Here is a 16,410-nt window from a genome sequence, read left to right on the forward strand (position 1 = left end):
AAACGCACGCCCATTAGCTTATTTCCAAAAGAAACGGCTGGTCAGGTTCCCCTGATCCAGCCGTTTTTTGATTACTTTAATATTACATTATCGATTAGTATTGCCGTATCGTAGATACTGTCTCCTTGATCCCAAACATGGAACCGAAGGACAATGGAGCCCTTGCCGGCAAATTGGCTTACATCAAATTGTACATGCTTCCAATTCGTCATGTATGTTGTATGATCCCCGCCGTAGAAATCAATCGCTACTTTGTTCTCTTCAATCCAATAGGCCGTGGATTCATTAATCGATTCAGCCCCGATAATAACAGAATCATTACCATAGACACTGGACGTCACTGTATTGCCGCCATTTATGTGAGAAGTAATGAGGGAAGCCGTATTAATGTATACACTGGAAGTTACCGTTGCGCGGAACGTGTCATTGAATTTGCTTCCAACGAATTCCTTAGGCTCCTCAGAAATGAAATTGTAATCGAACGATAGGGTTGTTGCACCCGCCGGAACAATGAAACTTTGCTCGATATAACTGTCTGAATTGTAGTCATATCCTCCTTGATCATTGTTTTCATACCCAAGGCCAGTGCTGATAATAGCCATGTAGTTCCCCTCTGTCGGTTTAAGCGGTCCCAGCTTGGAGATCACCCGAACATCGCCGTTTCCATTCCAGCCGGTCCAAGTTCCGTTTTCAAAGGTTCCGTTGATGACCCCTTCGGTCTTAGTGCCAATGCTGCTTCCTTTCATGAAGAATGCTGCCAACCCATCGTTTGCTCCATGGGCAGCCACTGCTGCTTGAAAGGCTTTTTCGGTTGTCATGTTGTCATCGTTTAAAGCGGTAAATACGGATTTAGCAATAGCTTGATCATATGCAAGCTTTACATAATCGGTATATCCATAATAAGTGCCAGCACCATTGTTGATGAAGGCATCTGCCATGGAATCGTTGTACGCGCTGCGGCAGCTGCCATTATATACGATGGTATCAGGAAGCATATCGTTGTACCGTGTAATAAAAGACGGTGTAATAGCATAATAACCGGATATAATAGCCAGTCTTCCCTTTTTCAAGTCCAACTCATAGGTCTTTTTGCTCTCTGTCGTTGCCTTTTCTCCTGTCAGGAACATAACTTGCGGTCCAGCGTATTTGAAATCAATGCCGTATTTATTATGGAGCTTCTGTAGCACTATTTCATCATAATAAGTATCTCCGTGGGTATCCAAGACCACGACGCCATACTGATTCAGCCCTTTAAAGAAATTAACGCCCGCTGCGGTGTCCTTTACTCTTTCCACAAGGAAAGGGTAACTCGACTGGTCGAAGCTGTCATATACAGCGTCATATACAGTCGAAGATGGAAGTGTGCCGGAGAACGGAGAAATTACAGCAACCCGCTGGCTTCCTATGGTGGCTACGGTTTGTTCCACATTTTGCGTTAGCGCCTCAGCCGCCAATGCAGCACTGGACGCAGCCTCTTCTACGGTGCTGCTTAACCCTTTTGTATTCTCAGGAGCTGCGGAGATCCCCCCTAGAATCCCGTTGTCCAGCAAATACCAGATGCTTCCTCCTTCACCCGAAATCCCAGCATGCTCTACTTCTGCTTGGGTTTGGAGCCAAGCCACAGTTTCTTCCTTTGCTTTTTGCAAATTACCATATGAAGTAGCCAGTTGATCAAGCTTACTCTGTGTATTATTTTCAATGATTTCCGTTTGTGCAAGCTGTTCATCCGTAAGATGCTTCATTACAGATAATTTAAAAACTGTGCTGCTTGGCACATCTCCCACAAACGCCTGCAGATTTATGTAACCCTCCGTACTTTCAGTCAATACTGCTTTCCCACTGTACAGTCCGTCTGCCTCAAGACTGTCTCCATGGGCTTCCAAACCGTCATCGTACAACGAAATGATTTGCGAAATCACTTTGCCGCTGTCATCTACTTGATAGACACTAGCAATTACCGTTCCTGGCGCATTAATCGATGAGCGGAATATAACTTCTGTTGGCTCTTCCACATAAATGGCATCTGAACTCTCCCCCTTCACCACAACCTGGAGAGCATTTGCCGATGTTGGTGTTGGTGTCGGTGTCGGTGTTGGTGTCGGTGTTGGTGTCACTGGTGCTGGGGTTGCCGGTGCTGCCGTTCCCGGACCTGAAGCTCCCGGCGCCGGTGCTGTCACAGATGTCCCGCGGTCAGTTGTTGCCGGGGTGGCAGTCGGTGTTACCTCAGGACTCTTGCCCTTATTAACCTCTTCAGCCAGAAGCTGTTTGGATTTCTCGACATATACTGACTTATTGGTTTTGAACTCATAAGCCAGACGAGCCAGAGCCTGGCGCTCCGCATGCTCTTTCGGTTTGAATTTCAGAGTGCCGTCACTGCCTTGGACCCCGTTGATGAAACCATTTTTGAAGGCAAGGGATACTTGCGCTTTTGCCCATTCGGACACCTCTGAGATATCCGACAGCTTGCTATCAACCGGAAGCTTCTTCGCTGTTTCATCCAATTCGAAAGCTCGGATGAAAAACACGACCAGCTCCTCACGGGTGACATTTGCATTAGGACTGAAGGTGGTGGCCGATGTCCCCTCCGTAATGCCTGCCTTTACCAATGCACCTACATAACCGCGATACCAACTGTTCGCGGCAACGTCTTTAAACGGTGCGGCTTGATCAGCATTTGCTTCTAGCCCCAACGACAGGACTATGATTTTCGCCAGTTCGGCACGTGACATAGCCTTTTTCGGTTTAAAAGAGTTATCTTCATAACCTGAGATTATTCCTGCTTCAGTTAATGATTGAATCTCCTTTTGCGCATAAGAGCCTGTGATGTCTTTGAACTGCGCGGCCTCACCAAACACCATATGTGGCGTAAGAGTGCTTAATAATAGGGCAAACACAATCATCAGACTGAGTTTACGGCGTGCTGCTTGGAATAACATTGTTTCTTCCCCCTTCTTACTCTAAAAATATCAATGAGTCTGTCGTCCTAGTGAGTTCCAAGGATGGCATTTTACACCATTATTCGACAACTTCTTGATTCTACAATAGGACCAGGGTAATTTACAATGTCTATTACATAAAAAAAATAGATATATTTGTAGACTGGAGATTAAATGGCATAAAAAAAAGACCATCGAGTATAAGCTTGGATTGATGGCGATTTAATATTTTATCGTATTATTCTTCACATGCACTAAGATTTTACAATGATAAGCTTAATAATGTATGCCTTATGACACTTTAGGAGGTAATATAATGGGCAAGTACGACGAAGCCATGAAGCTGCTGGAAGAACAAGCGGGTAACAAGGACGGCCTGATCTCACTATCCACCATCGCACTGGAACCGGGGGCTAATGGCAAAAGCCATCCCTCCGCCCGCATTGTAGACGCCTATTATGAGGACGGTGCGTTCTACACCGTTACTTACGCGACCTCAGGCAAGATGCAGCAGATCGCCCAAAACCCCGAAGTTGCTGTTTGTATCATCGTCGAAAACTTTACGGCCGATGGTATCGTTGAAAACCTGGGCTGGGTATGTGACGAGAAAAACGCGGAGATGATGACAAAGCTGCGCACAATATTCGCCGGGTGGTATAACGAAGCCAATAACGACGAAGATCCTAACACATGCCTGCTGCGCATTCGCCTGACAAAGGGCCTGTGGAATGACGCCCATAAAGGGATCAGTCCATAATATAGTATCCTTCGCCCTTGCCGCTGAACGAGGCAATCGGTATGCCAGCTTCACTTATTTTTTCGATATCCCGGTAGATCGTCCGCAAGGATACCTCGAAATGCTCGGCAAGCTCCTTGCCCGTTACCGTACCTTTACCGGAGATGATCAGCAGCATGGAGAGCAATCGGTCGACTCGCATGATTGTGTGTGACGTCGGGTAACGTCTCCTCCTCTGGGTGAAGTAAGTGAATCATATATTCTCTTGCTTTAATGCATCAATAATATTCTCCTTTTTTACTTTAGCTCCGGAATAAACAACCGCAGAGCTGACAATGACAAATACACACACAATGACAGACAGAATGCTCATCCAGGGCAGGGTGAACCCATAGCTGAATTTGTTCGCAAATGCTTTATAGATCAGAAACATCACGGCGAAACTGACAGGAAGCCCATACAAGAGCGACTTGACCCCATAAAAAACACTCTCATAGTTCAGCATTTTTGCAAACCCCTTTGGCGTCGCGCCTACGGATTTCAGCATCGCGAATTCCCGTTTGCGAAGAGCCAGCCCTGTTGAGATCGTATTAAAGATGTTCGCAACAGAAATCGCAGAGATTAATACGATAAAACCGTAAGAAAAGACGTTCATCAGCAGAATCTGTTGTTCTTCTCTTATTCTGAATTGATATACATTGTAGACATTCAGATTGGTCTCATTCATCGCTTCAATTTCCTGCTGCGTTTTCACCGGTTCCGTGCTTTTCAAATGGAGGTACATCGAAGCGTTAGCCAGCTCCTCGCCGTCTGCCAGCCGATTCATGACGCGTTCCGACACGATCATATTTAACCCGCCTACGCCTACCGGGCTCATCCCCATCGGTGCCTTATCCGTCAATGCGGCAAATATCACTTTATTTGCCTTCGTTTCTTCCCCGCTCGCTTTAATAAAACTCGTTAGCTCGATATGTTGTCCGATATTCGCATATATGGACTTCGTCTGAATATATTTACCCGTATCTATATCTTTGTAATGAATCGTATCCATCACGATTGCGGCGGGATGATCCAGATCCGTAAGCTGTTCGTAATCTGCGCCAACCGCTCTGGCATAGGCTTGCAGGCTCGAATCATTCATTGCATAGAGCTTAATTTCGTAAGGGTATTTCCCGTCTTGCAGCATACTCTTATCCTGCTTAACCTTCTCTTGCAACTCGTCGGCGATGCTTGCTGCATCGACCCAAGCGTTCCCGACTAACTCATGACTCACGTTGTATTCCGTGACGCCATCCAGAGATACAAGCGATTGCATCAACCGGTCATCTAGTCTTTCGCCATTACTGGACGACACTTCAATATCGTAATTGATGCCTTCCAGCGACAATGCCAGAGATTGTGTCAGGCCAGTCGTGAAAAACGATATCGTCAAAAACAAAACGATGCTGATGACAAGCGAAAAAAGAATAACATGATGTCTTCGTTTGTTCCTTTTTAAGTTTTTCAGCCCGATTTCTGCTTCGATTCCGAAGAGCTTACGAATGATCTTCGACGTCTTCACTGCTTTGGCCGTAAGCTTTACGTCAGTGGTTTGGCGAATCGCGTCCACGGGAGATGCCCTGGATGCTTTAACCGCCGGGAGATACGCCGAAACGAAAATCGTCAGCATCGAAACAAGACAAGTAATCAAGAGCAATAACGGCGTGACGATAAGCCTCAGCTTTTCACTAGTCCATAATGCCCCTTCAATCATTGTGTTCATGAACGAAAAGGCGATTCCGATTCCGGCAAGACCGCATAAGATACCAATGGGAATGCTGATCAAACCAATGACGATACCTTCAAAAAATACGGAATTTCGCTTCTGCCTTTTCGTCGCCCCCACGCTCGCGAGCATCCCTAAATGGCGGGAACGTTCCGAGACGGATATCGCAAAAGCGTTATAGATGAGTCCAACCGAGCCAATTATAATAGTCCCTATAATGATTGCCGATAATGAGAACATCATGCTGGATGAGGCCCCGCTGCTGGACAAGCCATAATAACGAAGCAAATCGTTATTATATTGGACAGTGTCAATTTGGTTTTTCTCAGCCAGCTTCTCCGCATGTGCGAACAAGAACGGATTGACCCGCTGCAAGACCACCGACGCATCGACCCGATCGTCCCCCCCGATGATATGATCATCGACATAGCTAATGATCGTATAAGCCGGGGCCCAAGCCGTTTCCGACACCGGACGTTTAATGAAGCCTACCACCGTATAATCCCTAATTATGCTATGCTGTAATGTCTCGGTCAATGTGCCGTCTTTCCTGCGCAGCGGTTCCGTCTGATCCAGGGGATGATCGCCCCCTTGTTCGAATCGGTCGCCGACGCGAAGCGTTAGACGGTCGCCGATTTCGTACTTCACTTTGCCATTTGTTGCAACAGACTCGGAGATCACAACCTCCTTGTCCGTGTGCGGAAGACGTCCCTTGCTTATTTCAATCTGAAATTGTGTGAACCCTTGCACATCATATTCCTTAATGAACAAGTACGGCTTATTGGAATTTTGTCCCCCTTCTAATGGGGCATACCCAAGGTCTCTTGTGATTGCAACCGTTTTGGTTGCATCATCGCCCTGTATCGCCGCAAGCTGTTTCTTGGTTATATCTTGATACTGAATATGCCACTCCCCTGTATCTGTGATAGTTTGTCTGATCATTAAATCCGCAAAGGAAAAAACAAGCGTAATGACAGCGGTCATCATGGATACCGAAATAATTACGCCAAAAATAGTCACAAGTGTTCGTCTCTTGTTCTGCTTCAGATGCCGGATGGTTAATGTATTGACAATATTCATCGCCTTATCACCTCGTTTTTGGCAATCCTCCCATCTTCAATCGAAATGATTCTGTCGGCTTGCAGGGCGATCCGTTCGTCATGCGTGATTACGATCAGTGTCTGATGATAGGTCTTATTCAGTATTTTCAATAAAACGACGATCTCGCTGCTATTCCTGCTGTCCAGATTCCCGGTGGGTTCGTCGGCCAGCATGATCGCAGGATTGCCGATGATCGCCCTGCCAATCGAGACACGCTGCTGCTGTCCACCGGATAGCTGATTCGGCAGATGGTTTAATCGATGCTGCAAATTCAACGTATTCACAAGATCAGCCCGATTTGCCTGCGTCTGAAGATGGCCAGCTGCGTTTCGTCCAAGGTATACATATCCGTATCCTGTACATACACTTTCCCGCCAGTCGGTCGATCCACACCGCCCAGCATATGAAGGAGTGTCGATTTCCCCGATCCGGAAGGTCCGATAATTGCGACGAATTCACCTTTTTGGACCGAAAAGGAAACATCATCAAGCGCCTTCACCGCCGATTCGCCTGTGCCGTATATTTCGGACAAATTTTCAATTGTTAAAATCTCCATTGCCATCCCTCCTTCCCTAGATGCTCAATTCCAGGTATATACCATCTCTCTATATCCAACATCCCAAAGGGTTTCATTCCCCTCAATGGTTATCTTAAGCTCCTTAGCCCCGGTGAGATAAAGGATCCTCATATCCGGCTCATGGAGCTGATCTTCTGTAGATACAGACAGGAGCTCATGCCCGTCAACGGTAACCTTAATGCTGCCCTGAAAATCCTTATGATCAGGAATTCCATAATTCAAGCTAAGATACAGATCTCCCTTATTGTCTAGCGAATACGTATATGTTTCCTTCTTTTTACCTTCGATGCCATACACATTATATTGGGGTGTCACGTCTTGACCGCCAATCTTAAGACTGTTCTGTTTGGTTCCCGTTAATCGATTTCCGGTACTATCTTCCCATTCGTTTATCGCTACAAAAGGGGCCAACTCTTTGGTGAACACTTGATCAACTACTCCTAAGACCCCCCACACGCCGAGCATTAAGACAGCACTGGCAATTCCCGTAGCAGTGATATTTCTCCAGTAGTTTTTTGTACGGAAGCCAATCTTGTAGGCCCCGAATCCAATAGCAGCGCCCAATGAGTTCTTTATGACGTCGTTCGTGTCAAAGCTGCCGAGGAATGTTAGTGCCTGGATGGTCTCCACCACAAGAATGGACAGGATAAACCCTGTCATGAAGCGAACAAAGCTGGTGCGGTATAACAACGGAAACAGTATGCCAAAAGGTATGAAGGCTGCAATGTTTCCAATACCCACCAAGTCCATCAGTGTCGGATGTAGAAGATCGGAAAGACCCGGCACCCTAAAAAAATCGTCCGGCAAAAAAATAAAGGTGTACTGACTGGTTAGATCTACCTTATCCGCTCTGCCGAAAGCAAAAAACATAAAATAAAGAATAATCAGGGTGTAGCCTATCGTGATAAAAAAAGTAATCTTGCGATGCTGCTTCATTTGCATGGTTGTACCTCCATCGTTCATCTGATGAATATCATTTTATCTGTCCAAAATGACTTTACAGTGACATTGGAGGTGACAGTTTAGTCACTTATGGAGTGCTGTTAAATCACATGCTTATAAAATTTGATCCGAAACTCTGTACCAGTCCCGCTGTCGCTCGTTACATCAATCACGCCGTTCTGGCTTGCAATGATGCTGTGAGCCATCGCAAGCCCTATACCGATGCTTCCTTCATTAGCATTCTTTCCTTTATAAAAACGTTTGAATATATAAGGCAAATCCTCTTTCGGAATGCCCTCTCCGTTGTCAGCAATAACGATTTCCGTAAATAGCACGTTGTCGGAAAATGTGATGGTAATCGCACCGCCCTCAGGTGTATGCTCCACTCCATTCTTCAAAATATTGATAACCGCTTCAGCAGTCCAATGGAAATCGCCGTCAAAAGAGACGTTGTCATCCCCTGTGATGGAAACGGTCTGTCCCTTAATATCCATCGGAATCATAACCGGCTCCAGTGCATTTAGGATTAGGGTTTTCATGTGTATTCGATCTTTTTTGAACGGGATAGTCCCCCATCCATTTTCGCTAGCTTTAATAAAGATGAAACAAGCCAATCGATCCGTTCAAGTTGAATGCGAATATGATGGGTGAACTCCGTTCTTTTGAGTGGAGGCAGATCAGGGGCGCTTAACAGATCTGCCATGACTGTCATAGAGGTGATCGGTGTTTTGAGTTGATGTGAAATATCGGAGATGGCATCGGTCAGTTGAAGCTTATCCTGCTGCAATAGAGAACGATGCTCGGAGAGCATGCGTGTCACCTTGTAAATATCATTCTTTAAGATGCTAAGCTCACCTTCTTGATTATCGCGAGGGTCAAGGGAGGCCTGGCCGCTGCTAATCTCCCGTAAATAGATGGACAGCTTCTCTAGCTCGTAATAGTGAACTGATCGATGTCTTCGGCGAGCACCTTTCGGGCTGAAGCGGCATTATCGCAGAGAACAGTCCAATAACCCTCTTGCTGCAGCGAATATTCCAGTCCCGACGCGATCGTCTTATCATCTTCAACTAATAATATTTTCATCTGAAGTTCATCCTTATGATTGGATTGAATTGCACCTGTCTCGGATTTACTTATAGTATTCCCCAAGATTTTAGAACATTTAATGAATTCCACGACTACACAATCTCTTTATTAAAATGTCCTCTTGTGTCTGTTTCCTGATTAAAGACAGCATTATTCATAGAGCCATTTAATTTGCCTGACGCCATATTAATGACTTTCACAACCTGCTCTTTTGATTCAACTGTGAAGTTTAATCTGAGCGCCTCGATTCCTTTGATGATTTGTAGCTCATCTAAAAGATTAAGCGTCTTCCCATTAAGGAGAGTCGTTGTACAATCATTATGGGAAATGATAGGGAACGTTCCGTGCTCATCTTTTAACTCATAGCTCTTCGTTTTGCAAATTCTGCATTGATTCATTTTTTTCATCGGGCAATATTTTGTAAACATCAAAGGAACCTTGCCATATACAATCATTTCCAGTGCAGGATAGCCGTCATTTTCTTCATAATAGGCATTCCTTAAATCTTCAATTTGGCTCTTATTCAATTCATAAGATAAAGTGACTCGTTTTGCACCTAATTTATATAATTCATAGCAACTAGTAGCATTAACAACATTTAGAGAATAGTCCGTAACAAACGGATTCGTTTCTCTGTAGTGATAAATTCCGCCATATCCTCCGATTAGTAGCTGCCCTTCTTTTTCCTTATAACGATTCTGATTTCTTCTAACAACATTTTCATAATAGATTTCCTTAATTCCACAGCTCACGCAAGCATCATACTGCTCCTTAGTCGTTACAGAGGCCGTAAAGTATGGTTTTTCAGGGGCAAAGCTTATTTTTTCTTTTGCTTCCAAAGCCTTGGTTCTTTTCTTCTGGCTGTTAAGCTTTAAGTCATATAAGCCCAGTACAATATCTCTTCTTGCTGCATTTAACAGTTTAGCTGGAATAAAAGCATTGCATTCCTCAAAATCCACATGATTAAGTTCGAATATCGTATCATTTAATCTTGAAAATTGCTTGATTACCTGGTCTTTTGTTGTTGGATTATTAATGGCTTCGCCTAGTATTTCCTCGCTTTCATATGAATAATGACAGCCTAAGCCCTCCGCATCTATGACAAGCTTTGAATCTGGACGTGCATATACTCTAATATCGAGGTTAAACCGCTTAAATTCTTTTTCCAGTGATGATTCTAATTCTTTGTTATAGAAATAATCCTTCGTTTTATATACTAAATCTCCCGTAGACATCTTTTCTTTGATTTTGATATAGCAGACATCATCTGCTTTGTTGATTAATTCGCCCTCTTTATCGTACAGTTTTGCAACCGTTAAATTAACATCTTCATTGTTGTGACTGATTCGAATGGTATCGTTCTGATTTAAAGGACGTGTAAGTGTTATTTCATACCTATCTTTAACAATCTTGCTGATTGTTCCAATTTCATAACCAAAGTGATTAGGTCTTAAAATGTTTGTAATATTTCTCCTATCTTCGTGAAACAAATATCCTTTAGTAAATGTTCGATTGAATGTTTTCTTCAGATTTTCTTTATCTTCTTCGGTTATTTTATGATCTAAGGCCATGCGATATTTGGATACAACATTAGCAACATACGTAGGCACTTTCATTCGGCCTTCTATTTTTAAAGAATCGATTTCTTTTAAATCCTCGATATAGTCGATTGTGTTTAAGTCCTTGGTAGATAGAATATGGTTTTTCCCTAAAGATGTACCTGTTGTCTTATCCATGAGTTCATACTCCTTACGGCATGAACCCACACATCTTCCGCGATTTGCGCTTCGATTACCCATTAATCCTGACATTAGACAGTTTCCCGAGTAAGATACACATAAAGCACCGTGAACGAAAATTTCTAAAGGTATCTCAGCTTTTCTTTTGATCTCTTTTACTTTTTCAATCTCAACCTCACGGGACAGAACAACTCTTTTGGCACCAAGTTCTTTTAATAATAAAGTTCCGTCTAAATCGTCTATTCCCATTTGAGTTGAACAATGTGCTTCCATATCAAGAAAGTTTTTAACGATATAATCGAACGCAGTCAGATCCTGGACGATAATGCCATCAACACCGATTTCATTTAATTCGTGTATCTGCTCTTTCATCTCTTCAACTTCATTTTCAAAAACGATGGTATTCATTGCAACATAGATTTTAACGTTCCTCAGGTGCGCATACGTAACAGCCTCTTTTAACGTTTCTAAATCAAAATTAGATGAGTATGCACGTGCACCAAATTTTTGCATTCCTAAGTATATTGCATCACAACCATTAGAAATTGCAGCTTTTAAAGCTTCCATATTTCCTGCTGGAGCTAGTAATTCAGTCATTTCTTCCTCCTTATGACCCAAAAATTAATAAAATTTGTAGTTACTTGTGATACGGTTCAGCGCTTTGTCTGTAACGGCAAGTTTTGCATGCTAGTTTGTCCAAAGGTGTTCTTAAAAGTACATCGTCAGGACTGCATGGTATTGAAGAACGGTTAAAGGTCGTTTTCACGCTTTTGTTATTGCTTTTGTTATTGCTTTTCTTAACAGCAGGTTTCCGCTTGCCGTACTGCGTCATCTCTTCTTCTTAGTCCCCTGCTTCATCCCAGTTAAGATGGATAATACGATAATAACTACTATAAATCCGATAAATGACGACATGGCCGCTCCCGTTTAAATTAATAAGATTATTAGAAAATCAAATTTCAGACTATTACCATTAATCATAAAATAAGAACTATACTTAAGCTGCAGCAAAACGCACAAGCCAATGGCTTGTGCGCTTGTTTTAAATGACCTCATTTGCTCTGAGGGACGTATCTCATAATAATTCTTTAAGTACATTTTTCGCCACGCGTATCTTCTCATCATTAGCGTCACGAAGCATACCTACAATATCCTGAATATCGCTCTCAGCTGAGGTAACCATAAACTCTTCACTCCTCATGTATAGAGAATTATTTGGCTCCTGGAGCCAAAATTGAGCAGGAATTATGGGTGCCTAGCATTGCCAAGTAGCAAACATTTAATTTTACATAAGTATGAGCGAGCATCTGGCGCATTGATTAGCAGCCTTAAAAGAGCCTCCACTAAAATCGAAGTGGAGGCTCTTTTTACATTTTTGTTATTTCAATTGTATTGGCTTTCAACCGTTATGCCGTGCAGTTCAAGTCATTTAAACTAATATTGAGTTCTGTTCTCCGCTTTACCACTACTTATGATACGGTTCACCGCGCTGTCTGTAACGGCAAGTTATAGGGCCATCCTTTGTGGGGATGACCCTTTATTAATCTAGATTTGTTCAGTTGTCATCTTCGTTAACGCCTACATTTCGCTCGCATAAGAGCGTTATTTTTTCTTCACCGGTATCCAGATTTCTCCTGAAACATTCCCATGCCGTGCCATTCCATAATACATTTCGAAACTAGGGCCCTCAACCTGTTCGTATTCAGATGTCGGAAACCACTCAGAATAGATTCGTTGCCATAGTTTTTGCATATCACATTGCGGCTCCGGGAAAATCGCCCACGTTAATGTTGGGACAGAAAGTTTTGTAAATCTCTCCGGAATTTCAAGACCCTTAGGTAAATGATAACAGACCATGTATTTGAAAGATTCTTTAGTGTGATCGTAAAGGGCGGCGTGTAACATGGTGTCACCAAAACGTCCCAGTAAGTCGTTCATAAGATCAACGCTGCCATCATCATCACATTTTATACGGAATTGAGGAACTTCAGAGAACGCTGTTTTCTGGTCTGCATTTATAAATCCATATACTCCAAACATCTCAAAAGAACCTCTTTGCTCAATACGGTAATTCATTTCGACATCCCCTTTTATTGAAATATGAAAGGACATTCGAGGATAGGCTTTTAGAGAAACGCCTGTATCGCGCGCAGATGTCGGCATAATACCATGAAGATTCTTAAAGGCCCGTGCAAACGCCTCCGGCGAATCATATCCATATTTCATAGCTACATCAATAACCTTTGAGTCTGTTGTCTGCAGTTCGAATGCCGCCAATGTCAACCGTCGACGTCGAATGTACTCCGATAACGATACGCCAGTAATAAATGGAAACATTCTTTGAAAATGATAGGTAGAGCAACAGGCTCTCTGTGCTATTTCATCAAATGAAATAGTGTCCGCTAGATTTGTTTCGATATATTCCATGGCACTATTCATCCTGTCCAACCAATCCATCGTATTCCCTCCCTTCAAGGCAATTTTATCGGAAATAAAAAATGAATACCTTGCAATTTCTGCACGAAAAAGTCAGCAAAAAACTTGCCCTTATTTATGATACGGTTCCCCCCGATTGATCTTCACCGCGCGATACACCTGCTCCACCAGCACCAGGCGCATGAGCTGATGAGGCAGCGTCATGCGCCCGAAGCTCATGCGCTGCTGCGCGCGGCGCATGACCTCGTCGGAGAGCCCGTGGCTCCCTCCGATGACGAACACGACATGGCTCGTCCCGTAGGTGCCGAGCCGGTCAATTTCTGCGGCAAGCTCTTCCGAGCTCCACAGCTTGCCGTCGATCGCGAGCGCAATGACATGCGCCTCGCTCTTAATCTGCGCGAGGATGCGTTCGCCCTCGCGTCCCTTCACCTGCACGACCTCTGCTTCGCTTAGAGAATCGGGTGCTTTTTCATCTGCCACCTCAATGACCTGAAACTTCAGGTATGGTGTCAGCCGTTTTGCATACTCCGCGATGCCATCGATCAAGTACTTTTCCTTCAACTTTCCTACGCCAATAATTTGAATAAGCATAAGTGCCTCCTGTCATAATCCTCTATAGAAATAGCAAAAGGACGCGCACTGGGCGTCCCTTGTAGTTTTAGTAAGTACCTTCTGTTCTATCACATATTTGGTGGAAAAGAAACGACAATTAAAACGGCCTACCTTGCGCAGTCCCTAAATGTCCTATTTTTCATGCAATCCCTGGATCTGATCCCACGTATTCCTAGATTGCCTGAATCTAGAATTTCATGTATTCCCCGTCCTCAGCAGGTTCAATCTACTTCTACTTACTCTCCCCCTACTCCTCCATCACAAAATCCGGTTTCTCCCCAGCTTCATAAGCACTCAATATAGAGTCCAGCAAGCCTGGGAAACGTGCATTAAGATCCTCAGTCCGCAGGGACAACATGCGCTGTGTTCCTTGAACTCGTGTAAAAACAACCCCTGACTCGCGCAGAGTACGGGCATGGTGAGACATAGTGGATTTTGCGATCGGGACGTTGAAGCAGTTGCAAGCCTGTTCTCCATTTAAGTGAATATCCGATACGATATGTAAGCGAATCGGATCGCTGAGTGCATACAATACGGAGGCAAGCTGAATGTCCTTGCGGTCCGGATGAAATAGTATTTTCACGGATGATTATCCCCTTTTGTCGTACGATGAATGCGAAAAAAATATTGGTGTTCCTAATTGCATTTTATATCAACGCATGCTATATTTCAATTGTTCGTAAGTAATCGAACTATTAAACAATAATAAAAGGAGTGCTTCGCACATGACTTCAGTAAATAACCTCTCCGCGAATGCGGATCATGAAGCCTCCGTTCCGGAAGTGCCTCTTCCACGAGAAGGCCTGCTGACCCTGCTGTTCAGTGTCGCTGTGGTTCTCGTCATCATGAATACGGCTATGTTCAATCTGGCGCTGCCTGATGTGACCGAAGCCTTTGGGATTACGGCTGCGTCCGCTTCTTGGATTGTCACCGGGTATTCCATTATGTTCTCGATTACCTCAATCACGTACAGCCGGCTTTCTGATTTTCTGCCGATTCGCCGTCTGTTGGTTATAGGCTTGTTGACGCTGGGCCTCGCGGCTGTTGCCGGCTTTTTCAGCACCAACTTTATCTTCCTGCTTATCGTTCGCATTCTCCAGGCCTCGGGCGCGGGCGCGGTAATGTCCTTATCTCTTGTCCTGTTTACCCGCTATATCCCGCAAGCCCGCCGCGGCAAAGCAATGGCGACAATTATGTCAGCCGTCTCGCTGGGTCTAGGGCTTGGGCCGGTCGCGGGCGGAGCCATCGTCGAATATCTCGGTTGGATTTGGTTATTCTCTGTAACGGCAGCTATTCTGCTTCTAGTGCCGCTGTTCCTTATTCTGCTGCCCAAAGAAGTACCCACCCGTGGCTCCTTTGATGTGCTTGGCGGGCTGTTCTTGGGCGTCGGCACGACCGGGCTGCTGCTGTTCCTGACCAGCGGGCTGTGGATTGCCTTGATCGCCGGAATTGTCGCCATTGCTTTATTTGTTGGCCGTATCCGCAGCACACCTGATCCATTCGTGATGCCGGAGCTTTTCCGTAACCGCTCATATCTCGTGTTGGCTCTGATCGGAGTTGCCTCCTACCTGTGCAGCTTTGCCACGTTATTCCTGCTGCCGCAGATTTTGACTCACCGTTTCGGCTTCAGCGCAAGCCATGCCGGGCTTGTGATCTTTCCGGGTTCGCTGCTCGCCATCTTTGTCTCCCGCTCCGTGGGACGAATCATTGACCGTTATGGCAATGCGGGGATTTTACGTTTTGCACCATTGCTCGTATTGACCGCTACCATCCTATTCGCTTTCTTTGCTGGGCGGTCATGGATTGCCGTCATGTTCATCTATATGATTATGAGTCTGGCCTTCACGACACTGTCCAGTAGTGTATCCAATGAAATCTCTCGGATTCTGCCTTCTTCGCAAATCGGCTCTGGGATGGGCCTGTTCCAGCTGCTGCAATTCTTTAGCGGCGCCTTCAGCGTAGCTATGGCCGCAAGCGCTCTGGAATGGCAGCGCGGACTGCCGCTTTCTGCAGCCTACTCCAATATCTACTGGGGACTCTCTATTGCAGCATTGATCGCCATCATCTCAGCTATTCTCTACCGCCGAGGCAACCGAAGCAGCTCGCTGACCGACATAGTAGATGCAGCAGATGCATAAGACCTAATCGGCTAACACATATATTATTTCATGCAAAAAAACACCCTGCGGCCCATTTCCGGGACTGCAAGGTGTTTTTAATAAATTTTAACAGTCCTTTAGACCACTAAATATTCCGCATTCTTCTCACATTCCGCACATTTGGCCGGCGGGTCCCAGTCCGAGAACTCGGTCTCCTTCAAGTCCACAATATCAGGTGCATCCTCATACTCGTCCACAAATTTGTCGATGGCTAACTCTACATGTTCTTTACATACTACATACATTCAACCAAGCATCCCTTTCTGTGCCGCTGCGGCCTAATACTCCTTCTATTGTTCTACCATACTTCCCACGAAAATG

General features: G+C 44.7%; 11 protein-coding genes and 3 pseudogenes. 2 read left to right on the forward strand and 12 right to left on the reverse strand.

Annotation, left to right across the window (positions count from 1 at the left end; all coding sequences use genetic code 11):
* Positions 1–71 precede the first annotated feature (71 nt).
* Positions 72–2,936, reverse strand: a complete 2,865-nt coding sequence (locus tag MKY54_RS30495; protein ID WP_339189019.1) for an S-layer homology domain-containing protein — start codon at positions 2,934–2,936, stop codon at positions 72–74.
* A 316-nt stretch (positions 2,937–3,252) separates the two neighbouring features.
* On the opposite strand from MKY54_RS30495, the gene MKY54_RS30500 reads away from it, so the two are divergent.
* Positions 3,253–3,693: a pyridoxamine 5'-phosphate oxidase family protein gene (locus tag MKY54_RS30500; RefSeq protein ID WP_076181746.1), complete on the forward strand. Its 441-nt coding sequence runs from the start codon at positions 3,253–3,255 to the stop codon at positions 3,691–3,693.
* Here the strand turns inward: MKY54_RS30500 and MKY54_RS30505 are convergent.
* From MKY54_RS30505 to MKY54_RS30550, 10 genes and pseudogenes are all read right to left on the reverse strand, one after another.
* Entirely contained in the window at positions 3,683–3,874 is a 192-nt protein-coding gene (locus MKY54_RS30505; protein ID WP_339189023.1) for an HTH domain-containing protein, read from the reverse strand. The genes MKY54_RS30500 and MKY54_RS30505 overlap by 11 nt on opposite strands.
* Before the next feature lie 51 nt (positions 3,875–3,925).
* Positions 3,926–6,517 carry an FtsX-like permease family protein gene (locus MKY54_RS30510; protein ID WP_076181744.1) on the reverse strand — a complete coding sequence of 864 codons (2,592 nt, stop codon included), beginning with the start codon at positions 6,515–6,517 and terminating at the stop codon, positions 3,926–3,928.
* Positions 6,514–7,094 (reverse strand): annotated as a pseudogene (locus tag MKY54_RS30515) (ABC transporter ATP-binding protein). Before MKY54_RS30515 ends, MKY54_RS30510 begins: the two are co-directional and overlap by 4 nt.
* 24 nt (positions 7,095–7,118) lie before the next feature.
* A complete protein-coding gene (locus tag MKY54_RS30520; RefSeq protein ID WP_339189025.1) occupies positions 7,119–8,057 on the reverse strand; it encodes a VanZ family protein in 939 nt (312 codons plus the stop codon).
* A gap of 101 nt (positions 8,058–8,158) precedes the next feature.
* Positions 8,159–8,997, reverse strand: a pseudogene (locus tag MKY54_RS30525) (HAMP domain-containing sensor histidine kinase); the annotation flags it as partial.
* Positions 8,994–9,140, reverse strand: a pseudogene (locus MKY54_RS30530) (DNA-binding response regulator); the annotation flags it as partial. The pseudogenes MKY54_RS30525 and MKY54_RS30530, both read right to left, overlap by 4 nt.
* 95 nt (positions 9,141–9,235) lie before the next feature.
* Positions 9,236–11,479: a DUF3656 domain-containing protein gene (locus MKY54_RS30535; protein ID WP_339189027.1), complete on the reverse strand. Its 2,244-nt coding sequence runs from the start codon at positions 11,477–11,479 to the stop codon at positions 9,236–9,238.
* 1,005 nt (positions 11,480–12,484) lie between these two features.
* Positions 12,485–13,339 (reverse strand): AraC family transcriptional regulator, encoded by an 855-nt coding sequence (locus MKY54_RS30540; RefSeq protein WP_094869785.1) that lies wholly within the window; start codon positions 13,337–13,339, stop codon positions 12,485–12,487.
* Between the two features lie 90 nt (positions 13,340–13,429).
* Complete coding sequence (gene rlmH, locus MKY54_RS30545; RefSeq protein ID WP_036677839.1) at positions 13,430–13,909, reverse strand: 23S rRNA (pseudouridine(1915)-N(3))-methyltransferase RlmH; 480 nt, start codon at positions 13,907–13,909, stop codon at positions 13,430–13,432.
* 268 nt (positions 13,910–14,177) lie between these two features.
* Complete coding sequence (locus MKY54_RS30550; RefSeq protein ID WP_339189029.1) at positions 14,178–14,513, reverse strand: helix-turn-helix transcriptional regulator; 336 nt, start codon at positions 14,511–14,513, stop codon at positions 14,178–14,180.
* A 142-nt stretch (positions 14,514–14,655) separates the two neighbouring features.
* Here MKY54_RS30550 and MKY54_RS30555 point away from each other — a divergent pair, with 142 nt between their 5' ends.
* Entirely contained in the window at positions 14,656–16,068 is a 1,413-nt protein-coding gene (locus MKY54_RS30555; RefSeq protein ID WP_339189031.1) for an MFS transporter, read from the forward strand.
* A gap of 98 nt (positions 16,069–16,166) precedes the next feature.
* On the opposite strand, the gene MKY54_RS30560 is transcribed toward MKY54_RS30555, so the two are convergent.
* Complete coding sequence (locus MKY54_RS30560; protein ID WP_063829780.1) at positions 16,167–16,334, reverse strand: CxxH/CxxC protein; 168 nt, start codon at positions 16,332–16,334, stop codon at positions 16,167–16,169.
* Positions 16,335–16,410: the final 76 nt, after the last annotated feature.

Origin of the sequence: Paenibacillus sp. FSL P2-0121 (assembly GCF_037975345.1) — a bacterium.
Classification (GTDB): domain Bacteria; phylum Bacillota; class Bacilli; order Paenibacillales; family Paenibacillaceae; genus Paenibacillus_AQ; species Paenibacillus_AQ odorifer.